This window comes from Streptomyces sp. NPDC015127, assembly GCF_043080095.1.
GTDB lineage: Bacteria > Actinomycetota > Actinomycetes > Streptomycetales > Streptomycetaceae > Streptomyces.
The window spans coordinates 58309-83268 of record NZ_JBIBVE010000020.1; the positions used below are offsets into that span (position 1 = coordinate 58309).

The 24960-nt window shown below is 71.7% G+C and carries 21 protein-coding genes, 1 pseudogene and 1 riboswitch; of the genes and pseudogenes, 6 read left to right on the top strand and 16 right to left on the bottom strand.

The features are described 5' to 3' along the window. Nucleotides 1-123: 123 nt before the first annotated feature. Entirely contained in the window at nucleotides 124-1512 is a 1389-nt protein-coding gene (locus ACF08N_RS31780) for a peptidase C39 family protein (RefSeq protein WP_392328175.1), read from the bottom strand. Between the two features lie 164 nt (nucleotides 1513-1676). Here ACF08N_RS31780 and ACF08N_RS31785 point away from each other — a divergent pair, with 164 nt between their 5' ends. Further along, on the top strand, nucleotides 1677-2312 hold the full coding sequence (locus ACF08N_RS31785; protein WP_392328176.1) for a uridine kinase: 636 nt from the start codon (nucleotides 1677-1679) through the stop codon (nucleotides 2310-2312). Nucleotides 2313-2681: 369 nt separating this feature from the next. Beyond that, complete coding sequence (locus tag ACF08N_RS31790) at nucleotides 2682-4574, top strand: AAA family ATPase (RefSeq protein WP_392328177.1); 1893 nt, start codon at nucleotides 2682-2684, stop codon at nucleotides 4572-4574. 22 nt (nucleotides 4575-4596) lie between these two features. Here the strand turns inward: ACF08N_RS31790 and ACF08N_RS31795 are convergent, their stop codons facing one another. The 11 genes from ACF08N_RS31795 to ACF08N_RS31845 form a co-directional block, all read right to left on the bottom strand. Continuing rightward, nucleotides 4597-5688, bottom strand: coding sequence for a hemolysin family protein (locus tag ACF08N_RS31795; RefSeq protein ID WP_392328178.1), 1092 nt, complete (start codon nucleotides 5686-5688; stop codon nucleotides 4597-4599). Next, nucleotides 5685-7025: a hemolysin family protein gene (locus ACF08N_RS31800; RefSeq protein ID WP_392328179.1), complete on the bottom strand. Its 1341-nt coding sequence runs from the start codon at nucleotides 7023-7025 to the stop codon at nucleotides 5685-5687. Before ACF08N_RS31800 ends, ACF08N_RS31795 begins: the two co-directional genes overlap by 4 nt. A gap of 191 nt (nucleotides 7026-7216) precedes the next feature. Continuing rightward, nucleotides 7217-7675 (bottom strand): PH domain-containing protein, encoded by a 459-nt coding sequence (locus ACF08N_RS31805; protein WP_392328180.1) that lies wholly within the window; start codon nucleotides 7673-7675, stop codon nucleotides 7217-7219. A 15-nt stretch (nucleotides 7676-7690) separates the two neighbouring features. Beyond that, nucleotides 7691-8539 (bottom strand): ATP phosphoribosyltransferase, encoded by an 849-nt coding sequence (gene hisG / locus ACF08N_RS31810; RefSeq protein ID WP_392328181.1) that lies wholly within the window; start codon nucleotides 8537-8539, stop codon nucleotides 7691-7693. Nucleotides 8540-8591: 52 nt separating this feature from the next. Next, a complete protein-coding gene (locus ACF08N_RS31815; protein ID WP_011027788.1) occupies nucleotides 8592-8864 on the bottom strand; it encodes a phosphoribosyl-ATP diphosphatase in 273 nt (90 codons plus the stop codon). Between the two features lie 33 nt (nucleotides 8865-8897). Continuing rightward, entirely contained in the window at nucleotides 8898-9383 is a 486-nt protein-coding gene (gene ribH, locus ACF08N_RS31820; RefSeq protein ID WP_177153271.1) for a 6,7-dimethyl-8-ribityllumazine synthase, read from the bottom strand. A 31-nt stretch (nucleotides 9384-9414) separates the two neighbouring features. Then, nucleotides 9415-10755 (bottom strand): bifunctional 3,4-dihydroxy-2-butanone-4-phosphate synthase/GTP cyclohydrolase II, encoded by a 1341-nt coding sequence (locus tag ACF08N_RS31825; RefSeq protein ID WP_392328182.1) that lies wholly within the window; start codon nucleotides 10753-10755, stop codon nucleotides 9415-9417. Next, nucleotides 10752-11405: a nicotinamide riboside transporter PnuC gene (locus ACF08N_RS31830; protein WP_392328183.1), complete on the bottom strand. Its 654-nt coding sequence runs from the start codon at nucleotides 11403-11405 to the stop codon at nucleotides 10752-10754. Before ACF08N_RS31830 ends, ACF08N_RS31825 begins: the two co-directional genes overlap by 4 nt. Beyond that, nucleotides 11402-12010, bottom strand: a complete 609-nt coding sequence (locus tag ACF08N_RS31835) for a riboflavin synthase (protein ID WP_392328184.1) — start codon at nucleotides 12008-12010, stop codon at nucleotides 11402-11404. Before ACF08N_RS31835 ends, ACF08N_RS31830 begins: the two co-directional genes overlap by 4 nt. Then, the gene (gene ribD / locus ACF08N_RS31840; protein WP_392328185.1) at nucleotides 12011-13087 is read right to left on the bottom strand and encodes a bifunctional diaminohydroxyphosphoribosylaminopyrimidine deaminase/5-amino-6-(5-phosphoribosylamino)uracil reductase RibD; all 1077 of its coding nucleotides are present in this window, start codon (nucleotides 13085-13087) and stop codon (nucleotides 12011-12013) included. 159 nt (nucleotides 13088-13246) lie between these two features. Beyond that, nucleotides 13247-13377, bottom strand: a riboswitch (FMN riboswitch). 587 nt (nucleotides 13378-13964) lie between these two features. Continuing rightward, nucleotides 13965-15134 carry an ROK family transcriptional regulator gene (locus tag ACF08N_RS31845; protein ID WP_392328186.1) on the bottom strand — a complete coding sequence of 390 codons (1170 nt, stop codon included), beginning with the start codon at nucleotides 15132-15134 and terminating at the stop codon, nucleotides 13965-13967. Between the two features lie 115 nt (nucleotides 15135-15249). On the opposite strand from ACF08N_RS31845, the gene ACF08N_RS31850 reads away from it, so the two are divergent. Then, nucleotides 15250-16464 carry an MFS transporter gene (locus ACF08N_RS31850; protein WP_392328187.1) on the top strand — a complete coding sequence of 405 codons (1215 nt, stop codon included), beginning with the start codon at nucleotides 15250-15252 and terminating at the stop codon, nucleotides 16462-16464. Nucleotides 16465-16503: 39 nt separating this feature from the next. Here ACF08N_RS31850 and ACF08N_RS31855 read toward each other — a convergent pair whose 3' ends face one another. Both ACF08N_RS31855 and ACF08N_RS31860 read right to left on the bottom strand, forming a co-directional pair. Next, nucleotides 16504-17220, bottom strand: a complete 717-nt coding sequence (locus ACF08N_RS31855) for an acetate uptake transporter family protein (RefSeq protein ID WP_392328188.1) — start codon at nucleotides 17218-17220, stop codon at nucleotides 16504-16506. Nucleotides 17221-17282: 62 nt separating this feature from the next. Further along, complete coding sequence (locus tag ACF08N_RS31860) at nucleotides 17283-17858, bottom strand: Dps family protein (protein WP_392328189.1); 576 nt, start codon at nucleotides 17856-17858, stop codon at nucleotides 17283-17285. A 236-nt stretch (nucleotides 17859-18094) separates the two neighbouring features. Between ACF08N_RS31860 and ACF08N_RS31865 the strand changes: the two genes are divergently transcribed. Then, a complete protein-coding gene (locus ACF08N_RS31865; protein ID WP_392328190.1) occupies nucleotides 18095-19456 on the top strand; it encodes a dihydrolipoyl dehydrogenase family protein in 1362 nt (453 codons plus the stop codon). A 62-nt stretch (nucleotides 19457-19518) separates the two neighbouring features. Further along, nucleotides 19519-20664: a low temperature requirement protein A gene (locus tag ACF08N_RS31870; protein ID WP_392328191.1), complete on the top strand. Its 1146-nt coding sequence runs from the start codon at nucleotides 19519-19521 to the stop codon at nucleotides 20662-20664. An 81-nt stretch (nucleotides 20665-20745) separates the two neighbouring features. Here ACF08N_RS31870 and ACF08N_RS31875 read toward each other — a convergent pair. Next, a pseudogene (locus ACF08N_RS31875) lies at nucleotides 20746-21503 on the bottom strand (alpha/beta fold hydrolase). 20 nt (nucleotides 21504-21523) lie between these two features. Then, on the bottom strand, nucleotides 21524-22495 hold the full coding sequence (locus ACF08N_RS31880) for an alpha/beta hydrolase (protein ID WP_392328192.1): 972 nt from the start codon (nucleotides 22493-22495) through the stop codon (nucleotides 21524-21526). Between the two features lie 453 nt (nucleotides 22496-22948). Between ACF08N_RS31880 and ACF08N_RS31885 the strand changes: the two genes are divergently transcribed. Further along, nucleotides 22949-24841 (top strand): amidohydrolase, encoded by a 1893-nt coding sequence (locus tag ACF08N_RS31885; protein ID WP_392328193.1) that lies wholly within the window; start codon nucleotides 22949-22951, stop codon nucleotides 24839-24841. Nucleotides 24842-24960: the final 119 nt, after the last annotated feature.

A 24960-nucleotide genomic window follows, 5' to 3' on the forward strand; every position in this document is an offset into this window, starting at 1 on the left:
CGGTCGGCGAGCTGATGGTCGTCCCCCCGTGGCCCACCACAGTGCCAGCCCGGCCCGGCCCCGGGGTAGACCGGCCCCAGGGGGAGAGACGTTCGTCACGCCCCCGGGGCCCGGCCGGCCGGCTCAGTGGATGCCGACCGCCGCGAGAGCCCGGCGCTGGGCGGGCGTGGGGTCGGCCGGCCAGTACAGGTAGCAGACGCCGCCGGTGCCGGAGACAACCTTGCCCGTCGCGTTGTAGCGCTTGGTGCGGAGCCAGATCTTCTCCCACTCGGCACGCCGGTAGACGCGTCGCACGGCCTCGTTGCTGGGCGACGCCGGATCGTTGGCGATCACGTCGCCGTCGGCGGTGAAGCCGATGACCGTCATCAGGTGCCCGGCGGTCCCGTAGCCGGCTCCGGTCAGCTCTTCCTTGAGGAACGACTGCGAGGTGATGGCCGGGATGCCGGCGCCGATCAGGGTCTCCAGGTCGGTCAGTGAGGAGAGCCGGGTGACGACGGCGCTCATGTCGCGGTACGTCGCGGCGTAGGCCGCGTTGAAGGGCCAGTTGCCGCAGCCCTCGTACTGGTAGTCGTAGGTGAACCGGGCCGCGTGGCAGACCTGCGGATCGGCGAAGTCCGGGTTCACCCACGCCAGGTCGTCGGCGGTGGGCCTGCGCCCCCAGTACTCGATGATCATCTGGGACGAGGTGGGGCTGCACCAGGCCTCGCCGCCGTTGTCGTACTCCGGGTACTGGCCGATGTGCGTGTTCTGCGAGTACCGCGGGACCGCGAGCTCGCGGGCGAGGCCGGGCTGCGACGCGGGCACGCCGAAGCGGTCCGGGATGTCGGAGGCCATCGCGCCCAGGCGCCACACGGTGGGCGTCAGCCGGGTGCCGGGCCTGCGGTAGAGCGTCAGCCGCAGTCGGTACGAGGCCAGCCGCAGCCCGCTCGCCGCGTCGTCGACGGCGAAGGTGTCGGTCCAGATGCTTGCCTTGCCGTCGCTCTGGTCGTCGACCGAGGTGCGGCGGATGTCCCCGTCGCCCGCGGCCCAGCGGCCCATCACGAACCAGGGCGTGTCCGTGCCGTCCGAGTAGGTGCCCGCGAGCTCCACCTGGAGCCAGGTGCCTGCGGGAGTGTGCGCGTTCCAGGAGGCGATGACCTCGGTCGCGGGCACCGCCGACCGGTGCACCGGCGAGGTCCAGGTCGCGTAGTCCCAGCGCGCGCTGCGGCCGGTGTGCGAGTCGGTGTAGTCGACGGTGCCGGCGGGCGTGGCGATCACGACGCCGGGGCGGCGGCCGGGCACGGCCGCGGTGCCGGCCCGCTCGCCGCAGCGCCAGTCGGTGTAGGTGGACCAGAAGCGGTTGTCGATGAGCGGTGCCGCAGCGGCGGTCCGGTCGGAGAGGGAGGACGACGAGGAAGAGGCGGCGCCGGGCGTGGCCGCCGCGGGTCCGGCGGCGGTGGACAGCGTTCCGGCGCTCGCGGCGGCCGCGATCGCGGCGCCGAGGACGGTTCTGCGCGAAGTAGGTCTGGCCATGGGACCCCCAAGTCAGGTGCGCGACAGTGGGGCAACTATCCCGGCTCCGACGGGGCTTCTGCCAGCACTTCGGACCGCGTCGGCCGGGGCAATATTGGTCTGGTCCACTGGCATGACCTGCGGGTGCGTCCCGGTCGCGCGGCGCCACCTCCTACCCTTGCCCCATGGACGATCTCGACCGGCTCGCCGCGCAGCTGCGCGCACTGGCCCCCTCGTGCGGACCGGTGCGCCTCGTCGCGGTGGACGGCCACGCCGGTTCGGGCAAGAGCACGTTCGCGGCCCGGCTCGCCGCTGCGTTCGGCGGTGCGGAGGTGCCCGTGCTGCACCTGGACGATCTGGCCACGCACGAGGAGTTCTTCGCGTGGACGGGCCGGATGCTGGACGAGGTGATCGCTCCGCTGTCGCGTGGACGAACGGCGCTGTTTCACCCGTACGACTGGAATCTGAGGCGTTTTCTGGAACCGCGCCCGCTGCCCGCGGCGCCCGTCGTCCTGGTCGAGGGCGTCGGCGCCGGAAGGCGGGCACTGCGGCCCCACCTGGCCCGACTGCTGTGGATGGACCGTGCGGCCGAGGACTCGTGGTCACGGGGCAGGCAGCGGGACGGGGCCGGGCTCCGCGCCTTCTGGGACGGGTGGACGGCGGCGGAGACACGCCATTTCTCGGCGGACCCGTCCCGTCCGCACGCCGACATCCTGGTACGCGAGTGTTCTGAGGGGTACGAGTGGTCCCTGGGACCTGGCGGGACTCCGGGAACACATCACTCGATCACCGAGCGTGATCGCCCTGGCCAGGCATACTGAACAGTCGGATTTCCGGCGCAAGAGTGCTCCAACTCTGCTTGACCGACGGGGCGTACAGGTCTTACGTTCTCAATGTGCGGCTTTCCGGAGCCGCCGCGGACACGAAGCCCCCGGTTGTTCCCCCGTGATCGGGGGCTTCGTTCTGCCCTTCTCTCCTCTCCACCGGCACCTCTCCAGCCCTTTCGCTCACCCTGGGTCACCGGAGCCGGGTCCTCGCGGCGCTCTTAGCGCAGCCCCCGTGCGCCGGTACGATGCACCCCGGTGGGCTCAATTCCCGTCCGCGGCATGGTCGTTGCGTACGCTGCCGGTGGGCGCCCCCTGGCGCGACAACACTGGTGCACGGTTTGTGGGGGGAGTGTGGGGGACCCTATGGACGACGGCACGCAGGGGGCACGGACTCCGGCCGAGCTCGCCTGGCTGCGCGGTGTGGACGCCTGCACCATGGGCGCCTACCCGCAGGCGGAGGAGGAGTTCCGCGCGGCCGTGCGGCTCGACCCGGGGATGGCCGACGCGTGGCTGGGCCTCCATGCCCTGCGCGTCGACACCACCACCGCCCTGCTGCGCATGTACCGCCACCGCGAGCGGTTCGGCGAACAGCGGGCCCGTCACCGCCGCACGCTCAACTCCTGGTACTGGCTGGGCTGGTGGGTGCAGCCCGTGCTGGAGAGCCGGCGCGATCTGCTGCTGGCGCACGCCTCCCACTGGCTCGACGGCCGCCACGTGCCGGAGCTCGACCGCGCGCTGGCCGGTCTCCCGCCCGTGGACGCCGACCCCCAGGTGCGCTTCCTGCACGCGTGCCGTGCGTACCTGGTCAAGGACTGGGAACAGCTGGTGCGCCACACCGAGCCGCTGGTCGACGATCCGCTCCTGGGCATCGAGGCCGGCCTGTTCGGCGGAATGGCCCGGGTGCGGCTGGAGATGTTCAGCCAGGCGGAGCCCATGCTGTCGGCCGCCCTGATGCGCTGCCGCAGCGAGCAGCCGCAGCGCAAGGAGCTGAGGTACTGGCTGGCACGCGCCCACGAGGGCACCGGCCGCAGCGCCGCGGCCCTGCCGCTGTACCGGGCGGTGCACCGGATCGACCCGGCCTTCATGGACACGTCGGCCCGGCTCGCGGCCATCGCCGAGTACGACGGCATCGACGGCTACGACGAGGTGGCCGGGCTGGCCACCGTGTCGCTGACCGGATTCGGCGCCGACTCCGTGGACGTCCAGCCCGAGGGGGACGGCCCCGTCGTCACCGAGCGCCTGCCGGGTGACCCGGGCGGCCAGCTGCCGGGGAGCGGGCCGGCCGCCCCGGCGGACGGGCCCCGGCGGCGTGCGGCCGTGCCCCCGCACACCGCTCCCCCGCACTTCCCGTCGGGCCCCACCGACCCGGTGCTGTTGGCCGAGGCGCTGGCGGAACTGGAGCGCATGGTGGGCCTGGAGCCGGTGAAACGGCAGGTCAAGGCATTGTCGGCGCAGCTGGAGATGGCCCGGCTGCGGGCCGGTCAGGGCCTGCCCGTACAGCCGCCCAAACGGCACTTCGTCTTCTCCGGCCCCTCGGGCACCGGCAAGACGACCGTGGCCCGCATCCTCGGCCGGGTCTTCTACGCGCTCGGGCTGCTCGGCGGCGACCACCTGGTGGAGGCCCAACGAGCCGATCTGGTGGGCGAGTTCCTGGGCCAGACGGCCGTGAAGGCCAATGAGCTGATCGACTCGGCGCTCGGCGGCGTGCTCTTCGTGGACGAGGCGTACAGCCTCTCCAACTCCGGTTACAGCAAGGGCGACGCGTACGGGGACGAGGCGCTGCAGGTGCTGCTCAAGCGCGCCGAGGACAACCGCGACCACCTGGTGGTCATCCTGGCGGGGTACCCCGAGGGCATGGACCGCCTGCTCGCCACCAATCCCGGCCTCTCCTCGCGCTTCACCACCCGGGTCGACTTCCCGTCCTACCGCCCGCTCGAACTGACCGCGATCGGCGAGGTGCTGGCCGCCGAGAACGGCGACGTGTGGGACGAGGAGGCCCGTGACGAGCTGTGCTCGATCAGCGGCCATGTCGTCGAACAGGGGTGGATCGACGAGCTGGGCAACGGCCGCTTCCTGCGCACGCTGTACGAGAAGAGCTGCGCGTACCGGGACCTGCGGCTGTCCATGTACCCGGGCACACCGAACCGCGAGGACCTGTCGACGCTGCGGCTCCCGGATCTGATGCAGGCGTACGGGGAGGTCCTGTCGGGCCGCGGTCCGGCGGGCCGCGGCGCGCAGGAGCCTCCCCTCGGCTGAGGGACGTGTCCGCCCGGCCGGCTCAGCTCACCAGGGCCGAGTCCGGGCTGGCGGACGCCTTCGGTGTCCGCGGCAGCACCGTGACCCGGTGGGCCGGGTCACGGACCTCGCCCACCAGCATCTCCAGCACGTCCTCCAGCGCGACGAGCCCGAGCACCCGCCCGGACGCGTCGGCGACCTGCGCCAGGTGCGTCGCCGCCCGGCGCATCACGGTGAGCGCGTCGTCCAGCGGCAGCTCGGCGCGCATGGTCGCCATCGGCCGCCAGACGTGCTGGGGCACGGCCCGCTCGCCGTCCTCCAGATCCAGCACGTCCTTGACGTGCAGGTAGCCCATGAAGGGGCCGGAGCCGTCCGCGCACACCGGGAACCGGGAGTAGCCCGTGCGGACGGTCAGCTCCTCCACCTGCCGCGCCGTCACCGACGGCGGCACGGTGACGAGGGCGGACCGGGCGATGAGCACCTCGCTCACCGGCCTGCTGCCGAGTTCCAGCGCGTCCTCCAGACGCTCCTGTTCCGCAGGGGCCAGCAGTCCGGCCTGGCCCGCGTCCTCCACCAGCTGTCCCAGCTGGTCGCTGGTGAAGACGGCCTCCACCTCGTCCTTCGGCTCGACCCGGAAGGCCCGCAGCACCAGCTTGGCGCAGGCGCCGAGGCCCGCGGTCACCGGACGGCACAGCCGGGCGAAGCCGACGAGGCCGGGGCTGAGCCACAGCGCCGTCCGCTCCGGTGCCGCCATGGCGAGGTTCTTCGGCAGCATCTCGCCGACGACGAGGTGCAGGAAGACGACGACCGCCAGCGCGATCACATAGCCGAGGGGGTGGATGAGCCCCTCGGGCACGTGGGCGGCGTGGAAGACGGGCTCCAGGAGGTGCGCGACGGTCGGTTCGGCGACCGCGCCGAGGGTGAGCGAGCAGACGGTGATGCCGAACTGCGCGGCCGCCATCATCTGCGGCAGGTTCTCCAGTCCGTGCAGCACCTGCCGGGCCCGCCCCGAGCCCTCGGCGGCGAGCGGTTCGATCTGGCTGCGGCGTACGGAGACGAGGGCGAACTCGGCTCCGACGAAGAACCCGTTGGCGAGGACCAGGAGCAGGGCGAACAGCAGCTGGGCGGCGCTCATCGGGCGGCCTCCGTCAGCGCCGGTACGTCGGCGGTGCGCACGAGGCGTACGCGCTCGGCGCGGTAGCGCTCGACCTGGCGCACCGACAGGCGCCAGCCGGGCAGTTCGGCCCGGTCGCCGGGGGCCGGGATGCGGCCCAGCAGGTCGGCGACGAGGCCGGCGACGGTCTCGTACGGGCCGTCGGGCACGTCGAGACCTATCCGGCGCAGGGTGAGGACCCGGCAGCTGCCGTCGGCCTCCCAGGCCGGCCTGCCGTCCTCGGGGGCGACAGGTGCGAGTTCGGGCCGGGCGTCGGCCTCGGCGTCGTGCTCGTCGCGGACCTCGCCGACGAGTTCCTCGACGATGTCCTCGAGCGTGACCACGCCGGCCGTGCCGCCGTACTCGTCGACGACGACGGCCATGGGCTGTTCGCTGCGCAGCCGTTCGAGAAGCTGCTGCACGGGCAGCGTCTCCGGCACGAGCAGGGGCTGTACGGCGATACGGGTCACCCGGACCCGCCGGCGCTCCCCGGCCCGCACGGCGAGCGCGTCCTTGAGGGGGACCATCCCGACGATCTCGTCGATGCGCTCGCGGTAGACGGGGAACCGGGAAAGGCCCGTGGCCCGCGTGAGGTTGAGGACGTCGGCGGCGGTGGCGTCCGACTGGAGCGCGCTGACCTTCACCCGCGGTGTCATCACGTGCTGGGCCGTCAGGTGTCCGAGGGACAGGGTCCGTACGAACAGATCGGCGGTGTCCTGCTCCAGCGCACCGGCCCGTGCCGAGTGGCGGGCGAGCGACACCAGCTCGCCGGGGGTGCGGGCGGAGGCCAGCTCCTCGGCGGGCTCGACGCCGAAGAGCCGTACGAGACGGTTGGCCGCGGCGTTGAGCAGGGTGATCACGGGGCGGAAGACGGCCGAGAACACGGTCTGCGGGCCGGCGACGAAGCGCGCGACCTGCAGGGGCCGGGACACCGCCCAGTTCTTGGGGACGAGTTCGCCGATGACCATCTGGACGGCCGAGGCGAACAGCATGCCGATCACGACGGCGACGCCGGGGACGACGCCGTCGGGCAGCCCGGTGGCCGTGAGCGGCCCGTCGAGCAGCTGGGCGAGGGCCGGCTGCGCGAGCATGCCGACGACGAGGGAGGTGATGGTGATGCCGAGCTGGGTGCCGGAGAGCTGGAACGACAGCTGTCGCAGAGCCGCGACGACCCGGCGGGCGCGCTTGTCGCCTTCGGCGGCGGCACGCTCGGCGTCGGCGCGCTCCACGGTGACGAGGCCGAACTCGGCCGCCACGAAGAAGCCGTTGGCGAGGATGAGAAGGAGCGCTGCGGCGAGCAGCAGAAGCGGGATGATCATGCCGCCGCCTCCTGGGAGGGGGCGGCGCAGGTACTACCGGACGATCCGTCCATTGCCGGAGGGAGTCACTCCTCGGGTCGCAGGAAAGCCCCGCCGGCCGGCTGGGGCCGCATGGTGCGGGGCGGGGCGCACCGGGCGCCGCCGCCCACCAGAGTAATCAAGCCAGGGGCGGCTGGGGCAGATGTGTCGGGCTAGGGGGTGTCCGTGCGGGTGCCCCGGCTCTCGGCGAGGGCGCGCAGGGCCCGGGCGTCGTCGATGGCCTGGGCCTTGGCGATGCCCGGCTGGATACCGAGGGCGGGCAGGCTCGTGCCGTCGCTGAGGTCGAGGAAGACCCAGGGGTCGCCGGGACGGAGGTTGACGCGCAGGATCTCGGGCCAGGCGAGCCGGCGCGTCCGGGTGAGGTTCACGACGGTCACGCCGTCCTCGTCGGCGATCACCTTCGGCCTGCTCAGCAGTGCCAGCACGCCGAAGAAGAGCAGCGCGGTGAAGATGAAGCTCACCCGCTCGGGGCCGGTGAGGCGTTCGAGGAGGAGGGTGACGGCGATGAGGACGGTGCACATCACCGCGCCCACGGTGAGCAGGACGATCCGGGTGCGGGTCGGCCTGAAGGTGACCGGGAGCGCGGGGACGCGGGGTGCGGCGGTGGTCATGTGTCGGGCCGTCCCTCAGAGCCGGCAGGCGTGGATGGCCGTCGTCAGGATGGCCCGCGCGCCGAGCGCGTACAGGTCGTCCATGATCCGCTGGGCCTCCTTGGCGGCGACCATGGAGCGGACGGCGACCCAGCCCTCGTGGTGGAGCGGGGAGATGGTCGGCGACTCGAGGCCGGGGGTGAGGGCGACGGCCTGCTCCAGGTTCTCCACGCGGCAGTCGTAGTCCATCATCACGTAGCTGCGGGCGACGAGGACGCCCTGGAGGCGGCGCAGGAACTGCTGCACCTGCGGGTCCTCGGCATCGGCTCCGGTGCGCCGGATGACGACGGCCTCGGAGGTCAGGATCGGCTCGCCGATCACTTCGAGGCCCGCGTTGCGCAGGCTGGTGCCGGTCTCGACGACGTCCGCGATGACCTGGGCGACGCCCAGCTCGATCGCGGTCTCCACGGCGCCGTCGAGGTGGACGACGGAGGCGTCGATGCCGTTGTCGGCGAGGTGCTTGTCGACGATCCCCTCGTAGGAGGTGGCGATCGTCATGCCGCCGAAGTCCTGGACGCCCTTGGCGGTGCCGGGCTTGGTGGCGTAACGGAAGGTGGAGCGGGCGAAGCCGAGCTGGAGGATCTCCTCGGCGTTGGCTCCGGAGTCGAGCAGCAGGTCACGGCCGGTGATGCCGATGTCGAGACGGCCGGAGCTGACGTAGATCGCGATGTCGCGCGGGCGCAGGTAGAAGAACTCGACCTCGTTCTCGGGATCGACGAGGACGAGCTCCTTGGACTCCTTGCGCTGCTGGTAGCCGGCCTCATGGAGCATCGCCGACGCAGGTCCGGACAGTGAACCCTTGTTGGGGACGGCGATGCGCAGCATGAGACAGGCTTCCTTTGTTCGCGTGGGTTCGAGAGGTACGGGCTGGGCGGGCTCAGAGGTGGGCGTAGACGTCGTCGAGGGAGATTCCGCGGGCGACCATCATCACCTGGACGTGGTACAGCAGCTGGGAGATCTCCTCGGCGGCGGCGTCCTTGCCCTCGTACTCGGCGGCCATCCACACTTCGGCGGCCTCCTCGACGACCTTCTTGCCGATGGCGTGCACGCCCTTGTCCACCAGCTCGGCGGTGCGGGAGGTGGCGGGGTCGCCGTTGGCGGCCTTGTGCTGGAGCTCGGTGAAGAGCTCCTCGAACGTCTTCTTGGACATGGTGCTCCCACCCTACGCGGAAGTGGGGTCTCCTCAGCGCCAGGGTTCGGATACTGAGCGAAGGATGGTCGCGGTGGCCACCGCGGCGGTGACCGCTTCGTGCCCCTTGTCCTCGTTCGACCCTTCCAGTCCCGCCCGGTCGAGCGCCTGCTCCTCGGTGTCGCAGGTCAGTACGCCGAAGCCGACGGGGACGCCCGTGTCGATCGACACCTGGGTGAGGCCCTGGGTGACGCCCTGGCACACGTACTCGAAGTGCGGCGTGCCGCCGCGGATGACGACACCGAGCGCCACGATCGCGTCGTAGCCGCGGCCGGCGAGGACCTTGGCGACGACCGGGAGCTCGAAGCTGCCGGGGACCCGCAGGAGGGTCGGCTCGTCGATGCCGAGCTCGTGCAGGGCGCGCAGGGCGCCGTCGACGAGTCCGTCCATGATCTTCTCGTGCCACTGTGCCGCGATCACCGCGACCCGGAGGTCGCCGCAGTTCTTCACGCTCAGTTCGGGTGCGCCCTTGCCGCTCACGTACGTGTCTCCTTGGTGGTCTGTCGCTGTCTTACTGGTTGGTGCAGGTGGACGTGCCGGCGGCGTCCAGCCAGGGCAGGTCGTGCCCCATCCGGTCCCGCTTGGTGCGCAGGTACCGGAGGTTGTGCTCACCGGCCTGCACGGGCATCGGCTCGCGTCCCAGGACGGCGATTCCGTGCCGGGTGAGCGCGGCGGTCTTCTCGGGGTTGTTGGTCATCAGCCGGGTGCTGCGCACCCCGAGGTCGGCGAGGATCTGCGCCCCGGCCCCGTAGTCGCGGGCGTCGGCGGGCAGGCCCAGCTCCAGGTTGGCGTCGAGGGTGTCGCGGCCGCGCTCCTGGAGTTCGTATGCCCGCAGCTTGGACAGCAGCCCGATGCCGCGGCCCTCATGACCGCGCAGGTAGACGACGACGCCGCCCCCGGCCTCGGTGATGCGGTCCATGGACGCCTCCAGCTGGGGACCGCAGTCGCAGCGCAGCGAGTGGAAGATGTCGCCGGTGAGGCACTCGGAGTGGATGCGCACGAGCACGTCCTCGCCGTCGCCGAGGTCGCCGTGGACCAGCGCGACGTGCTCGACGCCGTCGACGGTGGAGCGGTATCCGTACGCCGTGAACTGGCCGTGCGCGGTGGGCAGGTTGACCTCCGCCTCGCGCTTGACGGTCGGTTCGGAGCTGCGGCGGTAGGCGATCAGGTCCTCGATGGAGATGATCGTCAGGCCGTGCTTGCGGGCGAACGGGACGAGCTCGGGCAGCCGCAGCATGACGCCGTCCTCGCCGGCGATCTCGACGATCGCGCCGGCCGGGCGCAGCCCCGCGAGCCGCGCGAGGTCGACGGCGGCCTCGGTGTGGCCGGGGCGGGTCAGGACGCCGCCGGGCTTGGCGCGCAGCGGGAAGATGTGCCCGGGCCGCACGAAGTCGGACGGCCCCGCCTGCCCGCCGGCCAGCAGCTGGAGCGTGGTGGCGCGGTCGGACGCGGAGATGCCGGTGGTGACGCCATAGGCGGGGCCCGCGTCGACGGAGACGGTGAAGGCCGTCTGCATCGACTCGGTGTTGTTGCCGACCATCTGGGGCAGCTCCAGGCGCTCCAGTTCGTCGCTCTCCATCGGGGCGCAGATGAGGCCGCGGCACTCGCTCATCATGAAGGCGATGATCTCGGGCGTGGCCTTCTCGGCGGCGATGACGAGGTCGCCCTCGTTCTCGCGGTCCTCGTCGTCGACGACCACGACCGGGCGGCCCGCGGCGATGTCGCGTATGGCCTGCTCGACGGGGTCGAGGGCGAGGTCCTCGAAGTTGTCGGTGGCGTACCAGGTCTGGATCCCAGGGGCGGCCCGAAGGGCCTCCGGCAGGGTGGTGGTGGGTGACGGGCGGGCAGTCATGCTGCGACTCCTTCCAGAGCGGGCGCGGCACTCTGACGCGAGCGCTGCCACCAGTCGTAGGCACCCCAGACGACGAGGGCGAAGTAGATCACGTAGACGAGGCCGGAGAAGGCGAGGCCGCTGCTGAAGGCGAGCGGCACGCCGACGAGGTCGACGAGCAGCCAGGCGAACCAGAACTCGACCAGGCCGCGGGCCTGGGCGACCATCGCGACCAGCGTGCCGACGAAGATGTACGCGTCGGCCCACGGGCTCCAGGACAGGGACGGGTACGCGGTGAACAGGGCGCCGACCGCGAGCGTGCCGAGCACGGCGCCGGCGGCGAGCAGGCCGCGCTCCTTCCAGGTGGCGAAGCGGACGGCGATGGAGCCGTCCTGGGCCTGCCGGCGGCCGCGGGTCCACTGGTGCCAGCCCCAGGCGGCCACGCCGATGACCAGGAGCTGCTTGCCGACGCCTCCGCTGAGGTGGGCGGAGGCGTACGCGCCGACGAGGACGACGCCCGACAGCAGCTGGGCGGGCCAGGTGAGGACGGATCGGCGCCAGCCGAGGGCGAGCGCGACGAGTCCGATCGTGTTGCCGATCATGTCGGACCACATGATGTGCTGCCCGAAGAGGGTGAACGCCTCCGTGTTGAGCCAGCTCAGCGCGCTCACTTCGCGCTCCCCTTCGCACCGGCGCCGAGCAGCCGCTCGACGTACTTGGCGATGACGTCGACCTCGAGGTTGACCGGGTCGCCGCTCTGCTTGACGCCGAGCGTGGTCAGGGCGAGGGTCGTGGGGATCAGGCTGATCGTGAAGTAGTCGGGGCCCGCCTCGACGACGGTGAGGCTCACGCCGTCGACGGTGATCGAGCCCTTCTCCACGACGTAGCGCGCGAGGTCGGCGGGGAGGGAGATCTTGACGATCTCCCAGTGCTCCGAGGGGGTGCGTTCGACGATGGTGCCGGTGCCGTCGACGTGTCCCTGGACGATGTGCCCGCCGAAGCGTCCGTCGGCCACCATCGGGCGCTCCAGATTGACGCGGGAGCCGGTGGTGAGGGCGCCGAGGCTGGAGCGCTTCAGCGTCTCGGCCATCACGTCGGCGGTGAACTCGCCGTCGCCGGTCTCGACGACGGTGAGGCAGACTCCGTTGACGGCGATCGAGTCGCCGTGCCTGGCCCCTTCGGTGACGACGGGTCCGCGCAGGCGGAAGCGGGAGGCGTCGCCGAGATTCTCCACGGCGGTGACCTCACCCAGCTCTTCGACGATTCCGGTGAACACTCAGGCTCCCTTGGTGACGGTCGCGGTGATGCGCAGATCGGGGCCGATGCGCACGGTCTCGGTGACGTCGAGCCGCAACGCTTCGGCGATGGTGGTGATTCCGGCGTCGGCGAGGGCGGCGGGGCCCGCGCCGAGGAGTGCGGGGGCGAGGTAGCCGACGACGCGGTCGACGGCGTTCGCGGTGACGAAGGCTCCGGCGAGGGTCGGGCCGCCTTCGAGGAGGACGGAGCGGATGCCGCGCTCGTGCAGGGCGGCGAGCAGCGCCGGCACGGACAGTCCACGCTCGGCGCGCGGCAGGCGCAGGACGTCGGGCAGGTCGCTCTCGGCGTCCTCGGCGATCGCGACGAGCGTGGGGGCCGCGTCGTCGAGCACGCGCGCGCCGGGCTTCACGGCCGTGGCGTCGGTGTCGACGACGACCCTCAGCGGCTGGGTCGCGCCCTCGATGCCGCGGACCGCGAGGTGGGGGTCGTCGGCGCGCTGGGTGCCGGAGCCGACGACGACCGCGTCCGACTCGGCGCGCAGCCGGTGGACATCGGCCCGGGACTCGGGCGAGCTGATCCAGCGGCTGGTGCCGTCGGCCGCGGCGATGCGGCCGTCGAGGGTGGCGGCGTACTTCCAGGTGACGTGGGGGCGGCCGAGGCGTACGGAGGTGAGCCAGGCGGTGTTGCCCGCCTCGGCCTCGTCCTCCAGCAGCCCCTGCTCGACCCGGACCCCGGCGGCGCGCAGGGTGTCGGCCCCGCCGGTGGCCTGCGGGGTCGGGTCGGCGACCGCGTACACGACGCGGGCGACACCGGCCTCGATGAGGGCCTGGGCGCAGGGGCCGGTGCGTCCGGTGTGGTTGCAGGGTTCGAGGGTGACGTACGCGGTGCCGCCGCGGCCCTGGTCGCCCGCGGCGCGCAGGGCGTGGACCTCGGCGTGCGGGCCGCCGGCGCGCTGGTGGAAGCCCTCGCCGACGACGCGTCCGGCGGCGTCGGTGACGACGCACCCGACGACCGGGTTGGGGCTGGTGGAGCCGAGACCGCGGGCGGCGAGCGTGATCGCCCGTCGCATGGCGTCTGCGTCGGCTGCGGTGGCCACCGGGTCCTCCTGCCTCATTCGGGCACGGACTCCGGGGCCTGTCGATGACGACAGAGAGCGGAAACAACACCGCACGAGGAACGCCGAGGCCGATGGCTCCGGATCGGCGTGGACGTCGATCCGCACTCATACGGCCGGCTCACCCGTCAGGGTCGCCCGCCGCGCACTGCCTCCCATCCGGACTTTAACCGTCGGTCCAGGAATTTCACCTGGTCAACCGGCCGCTGGCTGCGGACGGGTCGCGGACTGTAACCGCCGGTTCGGAATTGCACCGACCCCGGAGTGCGCTGCTGCTGATACAGGGCCAGTCTGCCACGCCGAACGCTCGGCCATGCGGGTGAATGCTGTGGGCTGGCTCACAGATGACACAGTCCGCCGGAATGGTCCAGACCTATTGACCGCACTGGTCTAGTCCTCTTGATCTCTGCGTCACCTCCGCGGACCGGCCCGCCGGTGTGCGCACACCGGCGGGCCATATCACGTCATCCCCATGCCAGTTGAGCCGAGCCGAACCTCCCCGGCGCCCGGCGGGGCGCCGGGGAACCCCCACCAGGAGGAACTGACCGTGCAGTCCCCCCACCCACAGACGAGCATCGCTGCTCGCAGTCGGCGCAGCCGCCGCACTGCTGGCCGGCTCGCTCCAGGCCGGCGTCTCCCACGCCGCGCCCGAGGAGTCCTGCCGCCCCGACGGGCTCTACCCCGTACCGCGCTTCGCGCGGTGTCCTCAAACTCCCCCTACGGCCTGGCGGCCGTGGGTGGGGGTACCTCCCACGCCGCCAGGCGTAGGGGGAGTGCCCCCAGACGGGCTGGGAAATCCAGCCCCGCCGGCGTTTGAGGCGCGGGGGTCCGGGGGCAGGCCCCCCCGGGGGCGCGAGCGCTACGCCCCCGCGAACAGCTCCCGTTGCGCCGCCTCGCGCGCCACCCGCAGCGCCCCGCTCAGCACCGCCGCCCCGCCCAGCCGTCCCGCCCGGACCTCCGTCCGCAGCGGGGACATCGTCGCCAGCCGCGCCTCCACGCGGGAGGCCAGTTCCGGGCCGCCCGCGTGGCCCACCTCCCCGCCGAGCACCACGCAGCCCGGGTCCAGCACCGACACGACCGCGGCCGCGCCCACTGCGAGGCGGTCGGCGAGGGCGTCGAGGAAACCGTCGTGGCCCTCGGACACGGCCGCCGCGACCACCTCGGCGGCCCGCGGTTCGGGGCCGTCGGCCGGTGCCCCGATCCCGTGGCGCTCCCCCAGCGCGCAGACCGCCGCCGACCCGGCCAATGAGTGGAAGCCGCCGCCGCAGTCGACCGCCGACGGCAGGCCCCTCGTGCCCGGCACGGGCAGGAATCCGATCTCGCCCGCCCCGCCGGACGCGCCCCTGCGCAGCCGCCCGTCAAGGAACAGCGCCGCTCCGATGCCGTGGCCGAGCCAGAGGAAGGCGAACGTGTCCCGGTCACGGGCCGCGCCGGCGCGCTGCTCGGCGAGGGCGGCGAGATTGGTCTCGTTCTCGACCACCACCTGAGCGGGGAGCCGCTCGTGGAGTGCGGTGACGAGACGCCGGTGCCAGGCGGGCAGGCCGGTGGACTCGCGGAGTTCCCCGGTGACGGGGTCGATCAGGCCGGGTGTCCCGATGCCCACGCTGTGCAGCCGGGCCGCCCCGGCTTCGCGGACGGCCCGCTCCAGCAGCGCGGCCGCCTGTTCGACGGCGGGTTCGGTGCCGGTGTCGCCGCCGATAGGCACGGCCGCTTCCGCAAGCGTGGTGCCGAGCAGGTCGGCGACCACGACGGTGACGCTCTGCGTCCGGACGTCGAGCGCGGCGAGATGCGCCCGGTCGGCGACGATCCCGTACAAGCGGGCGTTGGGCCCGCGGCGGTCCGCACCCACCTCGCCGACCACCCGGACGAGGCCGGAGCCCTGGAGCCGTTCCACCAGGTCGGCGACGGTCGGCCGGGACAGGCCGGTGAGGGATTTCAGCTGTCCTGCCGTCAGCGGGCCCTCCTCCAGGAGCAGGTCCAGGGCGAGCCGGTCGTTGATGGCCCGGGCGGTGCTCGGGGATGCAGGCATGCCGGAATCCTTCCAGACGGCCCGGGCCCCTCTGCGGCACGGCCGTGAAATCCGCTATTTATCAGGCAGGGTTCCTGATAGTTTACGGCTCACGTTCTCGGGGAGGGATTTCCGCATGTCGAGGGAAATGGCCGCGGGGCCGCGCCGGCTGAAGCGCGCCCGCGTCGCCGTCGCCGCCGTCTTCTGTGTGCACGGCGCCGTGACCGGCAGCTTCGCGACCCGCATTCCCTGGATCCAGGACCACGCGGACGTCGGTGCGGGCCAGTTGGGACTCGCGCTGGCGTTCCCGGCGCTCGGCGCGTCCGTGGCGATGCCGCTCGCCGGGGCGATCAGCCACCGCTTCGGGGCGCGGAACGCGCTGCGCGGCCTGCTCGCCCTGTGGACGCTGAGCCTGGCCCTCCCCTCCCTCGCACCGAACCTGCTCACCCTCTGCGCCGCCCTGTTCGCCTTCGGCGCGACCGCGGGCATGTCGGACGTGGCGATGAACGCGCTGGGCGTGGAGGTCGAGAACCGCCTCGACCGCTCGATCATGTCGGGGCTGCACGGCATGTGGAGCGCGGGCGCGCTGATCGGCTCGGCGGGCGGCACGCTCGCCGCGCACCTGGGCAGCGACGCCCGGCTGCACCACGCGCTCGCGGCCGCGACGCTGACCGCGCTCGGGCTGATCGCCTGTCAGGGCGTGCTCGACCTGCGCAGCACCCCCGACGAGGAGCCGCCGCCGCGCTTCGCTCTGCCGCCCAGATCTGCGCTGGTCATCGGTGCGATCGGGTTCTGCGCGGTGTTCGCGGAGGGCGCGAGCCTGGACTGGTCCGCGGTGTACCTGCGGGACGTGCTGGACACGTCGCCGGGGCTCGCGGCCGCGTCGACCACGGCCTTCGCGCTGACGATGGCGGTGGCGCGGCTCGCCGGTGACCGGATCGTCGACCGGTTCGGGGCGGTGCGCACGGTGCGCGTGGGCGGCGTGCTGGCCACGGCCGGCGGCTTGCTGGTGGTGGTCGCACCGCATCCGGCGGTGGCCATGGGCGGGTTCGGGCTGATCGGCCTCGGGGTCGCGGTCGTCGTGCCGCTGGCGTTCGCGGCCGCGGGCCGCAGCGGGCCGAACCCGAGCCAGGCCATCGCGGGCGTCGCCACCATCACCTACACGTCCGGGCTCATCGCCCCGTCGGCGATCGGCGCCGTCGCCGACGCGACCAGTCTCGTCGTCTCCTTCGGCCTGGTGACCGCGCTCGCGCTCGGGCTGGTGCTCGGCGCGGGCGTGCTGCGGACGGCCGGCCGGGAGAGCCTGAAGGTCAGTCCGCAGGACGCAGCAGTGCCCGGCCGGCGTCCCTGAACCGCTCGCTCCAGGGCGCGGGCCGGCCGGACAAGGGGATCACAACGTCCGTCGCACGCCCGCCTGACGTTCGAGGTTGCGCAGTTGCACAGCAAGATCCCCTTCCACGGCGTCATGCGCCGGGCCCCGGCGTCCAATGGGCAGAACCTCCTCGCCCCTCATGTCCTCCAGCATGAGAGCGAACGCGGCGTACATGGCCACACCCGCGAGGAGCAGTCCGAGGACGCCAGACACGTAGCCGAGCCAGGCGGCACCGGTGAGGTTGAAGATCGAGGCCACTGCGAAGCGCGGCACAGCCACACAGAGCACGGCCCACATCGCACGCTTGCGGGTCGCGACGGTCGCCATCATCAGAGCGAAAACGGCGAACACGAGATTGAGCACACCGAGCACCTCGGCGCCCGACGGCGGATCGAGGGCCAGCACCAGGGAACTCGCCAGCCAGGTTCCGGAGAAGCACGCCATGAGCGTCGCCGCCAGCACGTCCCTCGCCCCGAACGCCAGGATGCTGACGACGAGTTGAAGGATGAAGGCCGGAAGGATCACCAGGGCGACCGCCCGATGAGCGTCGTCGCCCAGGAAGCCCAGTTGCAGGCTTCCGACGATGACGGAGGCGATCGCCACCGCGAAGAAACCGACCGGCATCGGGGAGGCGATGGGGTGCAGGTTGATGCGGGTCATCGGCCGCAGGTCCGGTTCGAAATGCCTGCCTGTCGGCTGGGCCTGCTCCCCAGACGATTCGGGACTGCTCCTCATGGTGAACTCTCCTGTACGTCGTGCCGGCAAGGGAGCGGGGGGATCATCGCGAGCGTCGCCGTTCAGGCACGGACCAGGGGGGTGTCGACCAGATGCTCGGCCAGGAACCATGCCTGGAGTTCGCCGGTCCGGATCACCTGTGAGACCAGCAGGTCGTTGGTGCCGTCATCGCCCAACTCACCGGTGCGGCCTGCCGCATCGTGGGCCTCGGTCAGGATGGTCTCGTGTGCCTCCAGCAACCGCGACAGCATGGCCGGCACCTCCTCCACACCGTCCGGGGGACGCGGAATCGAGGTGATCTCGGCGACGTGCCGGGGGTCCCCCACAGCGACACCGCCCAGGGTCTGGACCCGTTCGGCGAGGGCGTCGACGAGTTCGAGCTGTTCTCCCGCGTGCTTGTCCAGTACCAGGTGCAGTTGGTAGAAGGTCGCCCCGCGCATCAGCCAGTGGTGCTTCTTGTAGAGGCCGTAGAGGATCTGCGTGTCGGCCAGGACCTTGTTGAGGCGCTGGCAGGAGTACATACGGGCTTCGTAGGACAGGGCGAGGGGGAACTGCTTCACAGTCCCGAACTCCTGGATGATCTCGCCCTTCTGATGCAGCCGCGGCTGGCTGCTCACGTGCTGAGCGCTGATGGTCATGATCCGCCTCCTGCGGTCTCGGGCTGTATGCACCGGTGACGCTAGGTGCCCGCTCGGCTGACCGGTTGTCCAGGAGCGCATGCGGTGGTGCTCGGCAGCGCACTGGGCGAGTGGTCCGCGCCCGGTGTTCGTTCTCGGACAAGTCCCCGTGCGCTGACGGGCGCGTCCTGGTGCCTCGCCCCCTCTAGCCTCGGGCGCACGGCGTGAGCCGACGACAAGCAAGGAGAGGCATGAGGGTGAGCGAGCAGGCAGATGTGGTCGTCCTGGGTCTGGGGCCCGGGGGCGAGTACGTCGCGGGCACGCTGGCAGAGGCCGGGCTGCATGTGGTGGGGATCGAGGCGGAGCTCGTCGGGGGCGAGTGCCCGTACTGGGGGTGCGTGCCCAGCAAGATGATGATCCGTGCCGGGAACCTCCTCGCCGAGGCAGGCCGCGTGCCCTTCCTCGCTGGTGATGTGCAGGTGACTTCCGACTGGAGCCGGGTTGCCGGACGTATCCGTGGCGAGGCCACCGACGACTGGAACGACCAGGTGGCCGCCGACCGCCTCGCGGCGAAGGGCGGCCGGCTCGTACGCGGAACGGGACGGCTCACCGGGCCGCGGCAGGTGACGGTCGGCGACCGCACGTTCCGCGCCCGGCAGGGTGTGGTCCTGGCCACCGGCACCCGGCCCCGGATTCCCCCGGTGCCGGGCCTGGCCTCGACGCCGTACTGGACCAACCGGGACGCCATGGCGGCCAGGGAGCTGCCGGCATCGGTGATCGTGCTCGGCGGTGGCGCCATCGGCGTGGAACTCGCCCAGGTCTTCGCCCGCTTCCGGTGCGCGGTCACCGTGGTGGAGGGGCAGGGCCGGCTGCTGTCGCAGGAAGAACCGGAAGCCGGACAGCTGGCCGAAAAGGTCCTGCGCGAGGACGGCGTCACCGTCCTCACCTCGGCCCGGGCCCGGCAGGTCGGCCATGACGGCACCGGCTTCGTCGTCCGCCTCGAGGGCGAGGAGGAGCCCCTGCGCGCCGAACGGCTTCTCGTCGCCACCGGGCGCCGCGCCGACCTCGCCGCGCTCGGGGTCGACGCGGCGGGTCTCGACCCTACGGCACCGACCGTGCGCACGGACGGGCAGATGCGAGCCGGGGAAGGCCTCTGGGCCATCGGCGACATCACCGGCCACGGCAGCTTCACGCACGTGTCGATGTACCAGGCGGAGATCGCCGTACGGGACATCCTCGGGCGGCCCGGTCCCGACGCGGACTACCGGGCACTGCCCCGCGTCACCTTCACCGACCCCGAGATCGCAGCCGTGGGACTCACCGAGCGGCAGGCGCGCGACCAGCGCCTGCGGGTGCGCACCAGCCTCCTGCCGATCGACTCCTCCACGCGCGGCTGGATCCACGGGCGGGGCAACGAGGGGTTCATCAAGCTGGTCGAGGATTCCGAACGGGGCGTGCTGATCGGGGCGACCTCGGCGGGACCGGCGGGCGGCGAGGTGTTGTACGGGCTGAACGTCGCCGTTCACGCGGAGGTGCCCGTCGAACGCCTGAAGCACATGATCTACACGTATCCCACCTTCCACCGGACCGTGGAAGCCGCTCTGGGAGCCCTCCGCTGAGCCGCTTCTCCCCGGGACCCACGCGGCGAACGGGACGATGGTTCGGGGGATTCGGCGGCGCCATGCCGGGCAGGGACCCCGGTGAAGCGCACAGGACTGCCACGTCGCTGGAGCTCCTCTTCGACCTGTGCTTCGTCATAGCGGTGGCGCAGGCGTCCGAGAGCCTGAGCGCAGCGGTGACCGACGGGCACCACCTCACCGGCTCTCTGCGCTTCGCGCTGGTGTTCTTCACCATCTGGTGGGCGTGGATGAACTTCACGTGGTTCGCTTCCGCCTACGACGTGGACGACGTCCCCTACCGGTTGACGGTGCTGGCCCAGATCACGGGGTCCCTCATCCTCGCCGCCGGCGTCCACCGGGCGTTCGAGGAAGGCGATCTACGCGTCATCACGCTGGGGTACGTCGTGCTGCGCACGGCGCTGGCCGCCCTGTGGCTGCGTGCCGCGCGATCGGATCCCGGCCGGCGACGTACCGCTCTCCGCTTCGCCGCCGGAGTGACGGGCTGCCAGATCGGCTGGATCGGGCTGCTGTTCCTCCCGGCCGCGGCGCAGCTGCCGGCCATCATCGGGCTGATCGTTGCCGAACTCTGCGTCCCGGTGTGGGCGCAGTCCGCCGGGATGACCCCGTGGCATCCGCACCACATCGCGGAACGCTATGGGCTGTTCACCCTCATCGTGCTCGGTGAGTCCGTCGCAGCCGCCGCGGCGGCGATCCGCGGCGCCTTCGACCGCCACCACAACGCCGGTGCGCTGTACATGCTGGCAGCGGGCGGCCTGCTCATGGTCTTCGCCATGTGGTGGCTGTACTTCGCCCGACCGGCGAACAGTCTGCTCGCCACGACGCACCGGGCCCACCGCAAGAGATTCACCTGGGCGTACGGCCACTACCTGGTCTTCGCCTCTGCAGCCGCAGTGGGAGCCGGCCTGGCGGCGTACGCCGAGCTGATCACGCGGCGGCCCGATGTCCCGTCGCCGGCGGCCGGAGCCGTGGTCACGGTGCCGATGGCGGTCTTCCTGATCACCGTGTGGGCCATACATGTCCGGCCGCACCATCAGCGCGGGGGCGAACAGCTCGCGTTCCCCGCTGCCGCGGTCGCTGTCCTGGCGGCCGCTTTCTCCCCGGCACCGGCCCTCATCGCCGGTCTGGCGGCCGCGGCCCTGGTCGTCGTGGTCACGGTGGCCGACCGGGCCGGGCGAGTGCGGCATTGAGGGGGAACGTTTGAGGGGGAAACACAGCTGCGCGGACGAAACGAATGTCGTCCGCGCAGCTGGTGTGGCCCGTGGCCTTGGTCAGCTCGTCGCCCGTACCGCGTCGCGGATCAGGTCGGCGACCTCCTTCGGCTGGGAGACGGCGACCGCGTGCGAGGCGCCCTCGATCTCGACGACGGTCGCTCCGGCGCGCTTGGCGCCGAAACGCTCGACCTCGGGGTTGATCGCCTCGTCCGCTCCGGCGACCAGGGCCCAGGAGGGCTTGGTCTTCCACGCGGCCGCGGTGGCCGTCTCCTCGAACGCCGCGGCGGCCAGCGGCCGCTGGGCCACGGCCAGGACCTTGGTGACGTCCGCGGGCACGTCGGCGGCGAAGACCGAGGGGAAGGCGTCGGCGGCGATGGTGACCTCGACCGCGGGGTCACCGCCGTCGACGGGGTACGTCCACTGCTTCAGGTTGCTCACCAGCGGGGATGCGGGGAAGCGGCCCTGCAGCTCGCCGAGGCTCTCGCCCTCTTCGAGGACATAGGCAGCCACGTAGACCAGCCCGACCACGTTCTCGGTGGTGCCGGCCACGGTGATGAGCGCGCCGCCGTAGGAGTGTCCGACCAGGATGACGGGGCCGTCGATCTGGGATGCCACGGACGCGACGTACGCCGCGTCGGCGACCAGTCCGCGATGGAGGTCCCCCCGGTTCGAGCGCAGCCGAGAACTGGGGGAGGGTTGGGCGGCGCGAGCACCGGGATGCCGTGACTGTGCAGTTCCGCGATGACCCCGATCCAGCTGGCCGAGTCGGCAAACGCGCCGTGGACGAGGACGACCGTGGGGGTGGAGGTGGCCACGGAGGCGTGTCTCTTCTCTGTCAGGCGCCGTGAAGGGCGGTACGCAGGGTGCCGGCGGCCAGCGTGATGGCGGCCTGGGCCGCGTGGGTCTCGCGCAGGGCGTTGAGCATGACGAAGTCGTGGATGATGCCCTGGAAGCGGACCGCGGTGACCGCGACGCCCGCCTCGCGGAGCTTGTTGGCGTAGGCCTCGCCCTCGTCCCGCAGCACGTCGGCCTCGCCGGTGATCACCAGGGCCGGGGGCAGGTCCTTGAGCTGCTCGATGGTGGCGCGCAGCGGGGAGGCGGTGATCTGCGCCCGTTCGGCCTCGTCGGTCGTGTACTGGTCCCAGAACCACTGCATGCCGTCGCGGCGCAGGAAGTAGCCGGTGGCGAACTGGTGGTACGAGCCGGTGTCGAAGCTCGCGTCGGTGACCGGGTAGAACAGCACCTGCTGCACCAGCGGAATGCCGCCGCGCTGCTTGGCCATCAACGTCAGCGCGGCGGTCATGTTGCCGCCGACCGAGTCACCGGCGACCGCGATGCGGGAGCCGTCCAGCCCCTTCGTCGCGCCCTGCTGGACGACCCACTGCGCGACCGCGAAGTTCTGCTCGATGGCGACCGGGTAGCGGGCCTCGGGCGAGAGGTCGTACTCCGGGAAGACCACGGCGGCGCCCGCGCCGACGGCGAGTTCGCGCACCAGACGGTCGTGCGTGTGGGCGTTGCCGAACACCCAGCCCGCACCGTGGATGTAGAGGATCACCGGGAGGGTGCCCTCGGCGCCGGCGGGCTTGACGATCCGCGCACTGACGCTGCCCGTGGGCCCGCCCGAGACGGTGATCCACTCCTCGTCGACCGCGGGCTTGTCGATCTCGCCGGACTGCGCCTCGTCGACGGCCTTGCGCCCTTCCGCGGGGGCCAGGTCGAACAGGTACGGGGGATTGGCGGTCGCCGCGGCGAAAGCGGCTGCCGCGGGTTCCAGCACCGGCTGAACCGACTCGACGGCATCGGGCATGTGACCCTCCTGGAGTATTCGCGCGGACGCCGGTCCTTCCGGCAATCAGGCTCGGATCCCGCGAAGGGCGTCCCGGAGCCGTTGTTCGCCACGCTAAGCCGCCGAGCGCACGGTCATTGCCTACGAGCGCACCACTGCTGTTCTCACAGTGCACGGGCGCCTTCGGGCTTCTCCCTTCGCATTTCAGAGCATGGATGAGCAGTGCGCTGTGAGGCAAAGTCCTGTGCGTTGGCAGGACACTGGGGGTGCGTCTGTGGCGTCTATCGTGATGGCGAAGCAACCGCGGCCCTCACGCACAGGGCCTGCCCTCGTTCTCAGGGCACGACGAGTGTCGGTGGAATTCACCCGGCTCGATTCGAGCAGACAGGCATTTGAGCGTGGCCGAATCGCCAAAGGCCGCCTGTATCGGCCATGACTTGGATCGAAGTCGTATTCCCAGAGGGGTTTCCAGAGATGTCAACAATGCCCGTCGGCGGGCTGGTTCCGCATGCCATCGACGATGCCGCGGACCTCGTCGTCCGCAACGCGAAGATCCACACCGGAGACCCGGGCCGTCCGCATGCGGAGGCGCTCGCCGTCCGCGACGGCGTCATCACGGTCGTCGGTGACGACAAAGACGTGGCTCCCCACATCGGTGCGGGCACGAAGGTGGTCGACGCGCTCGGGCGACGGATGATCCCCGGCCTCAACGACTCCCACCTGCACGTGATCCGCGGGGGCCTCAACTACGTACTGGAACTGCGCTGGGACGGCGTGCACAGCCTGCGTCAGGGCCTGGCGATGCTGCGTGAGCAGGCCGCTCGTACCCCGAAGGGCCAGTGGGTGCGGGTGGTCGGGGGCTGGTCGGCCGAGCAGTTCGCCGAAGGCCGGCTGCCGACCGTCGCCGAACTGAACGCCGCCGCCCCGGACACCCCGGTCTTCGTCCTGCACCTGTACCAGTCGGCCGTGCTGAACCGGGCAGCGCTCAAGGCCGCCGGCTTCACCAAGGACACGCCCGACCCCAAGGGCGGCCAGATCGTGCGGGGCCGGGACGGGGAACCGACCGGCATGCTGCTGGCCGCACCCAGCGCTCTCATCCTCTACTCGACGCTGGCCAAGGCGCCGACCCTGGAGAGCGCGGAGGACCGGAAGACCTCCACCCGGCATTTCCTCCGGGAGTTGAACAGGTTCGGCCTGACCTCGGCGATCGACGCCGCGGGCGGTTTCCAGAACTTCCCCGACAACTACGCCACCGTCATCGAACTGGCCAAGGCCGGACAGCTGTCGTTGCGTATCGCCTACCACCTTTTCCCACAGACTCCCGGTCAGGAGATCGACGATCTCGCCCGCTGGATCGAAATGGCCCGCCCCGAGGACGGGGACGAATGGCTGCGGCTGAACGGCGCGGGTGAGAATCTCACCTGGTCGGCCGCCGATTTCGAGAACTTCACCCAGCCGCGTCCGGAACTCGCCCCTGACTACGAGGCGGAGTTCGAGAAGGCGGTGCGCCTGCTCATGGAGAACGGGTGGGGATTCCGGCTGCACGCCACGTACGACGAAACCATCCGCCGTGACCTCGCGGTGTTCGAGAAACTCGCCGCAGACGGGCTTTTCCCGGCCGGAAACCGGTGGCTCTTCGACCACGCCGAGACCGTCTCCGCGGACAGCCTCGACCGCATCGCCGCCCTCGGCGGTGCGATGTCCGTACAGAACCGCCTGTCCTTCCAGGGCGAGGCGTTCGTACGGCGCTACGGCCCCGGCGCCGCGGCGGACGCCCCGCCGATCCGGGCCATGCTGGACCGCGGGCTGACCGTGGGCGCCGGCACCGACGCCACCCGCGTCTCCTCCTACAACCCCTGGGTCGCCCTGCACTGGCTCGTCAGCGGCCGCACGGTCGGCGACCTGGCGCTGCGCCCGCCGTCCAACCGCGTCGACCGGCAGACGGCGCTGGCGATGTTCACCCGCGCCGGCGCCGCACTGACCGGCGAGGACGAGGTCAAGGGCGTACTGCGGCCGGGATGTTACGCGGACCTGGCGGTCCTGTCCGAGGACTACTTCGCCGTGCCCGAGCCGGACATCGCCCACATCGAGTCGCTGCTGACGGTGACCGGCGGCCGGATCGTCTACGCCGCCGCCGAGTACGAGGGGCTCGACGAGGAACTTCCCCCCGTCAGCCCGGCCTGGAGCCCAGTGGCGCACTTCGGCGGCTACCAGGCGTCCCGTCGGACGACCCTTCCCGGCGCCCGCCAGGCGGAGTTGCTCGGCCAGGCCGTCACCGAGTCGGAGCAGCACCGCCAGTGGCGCATCGCGCGTGGTCTCACCCCCGAGGCCGCGAGCACGCCCTTCGATCCCTGCTTCGACCTCTGAACTCCCGGAAGGGGCCCGGCCCTTGAGTCGCCCCTTCCGGGACACCACCCACAAGCTCCGTCCGACCGGACGGTTCTTCCCACGGCACGGACAGCAGTCCGCGCCACCGCTTACCGAGA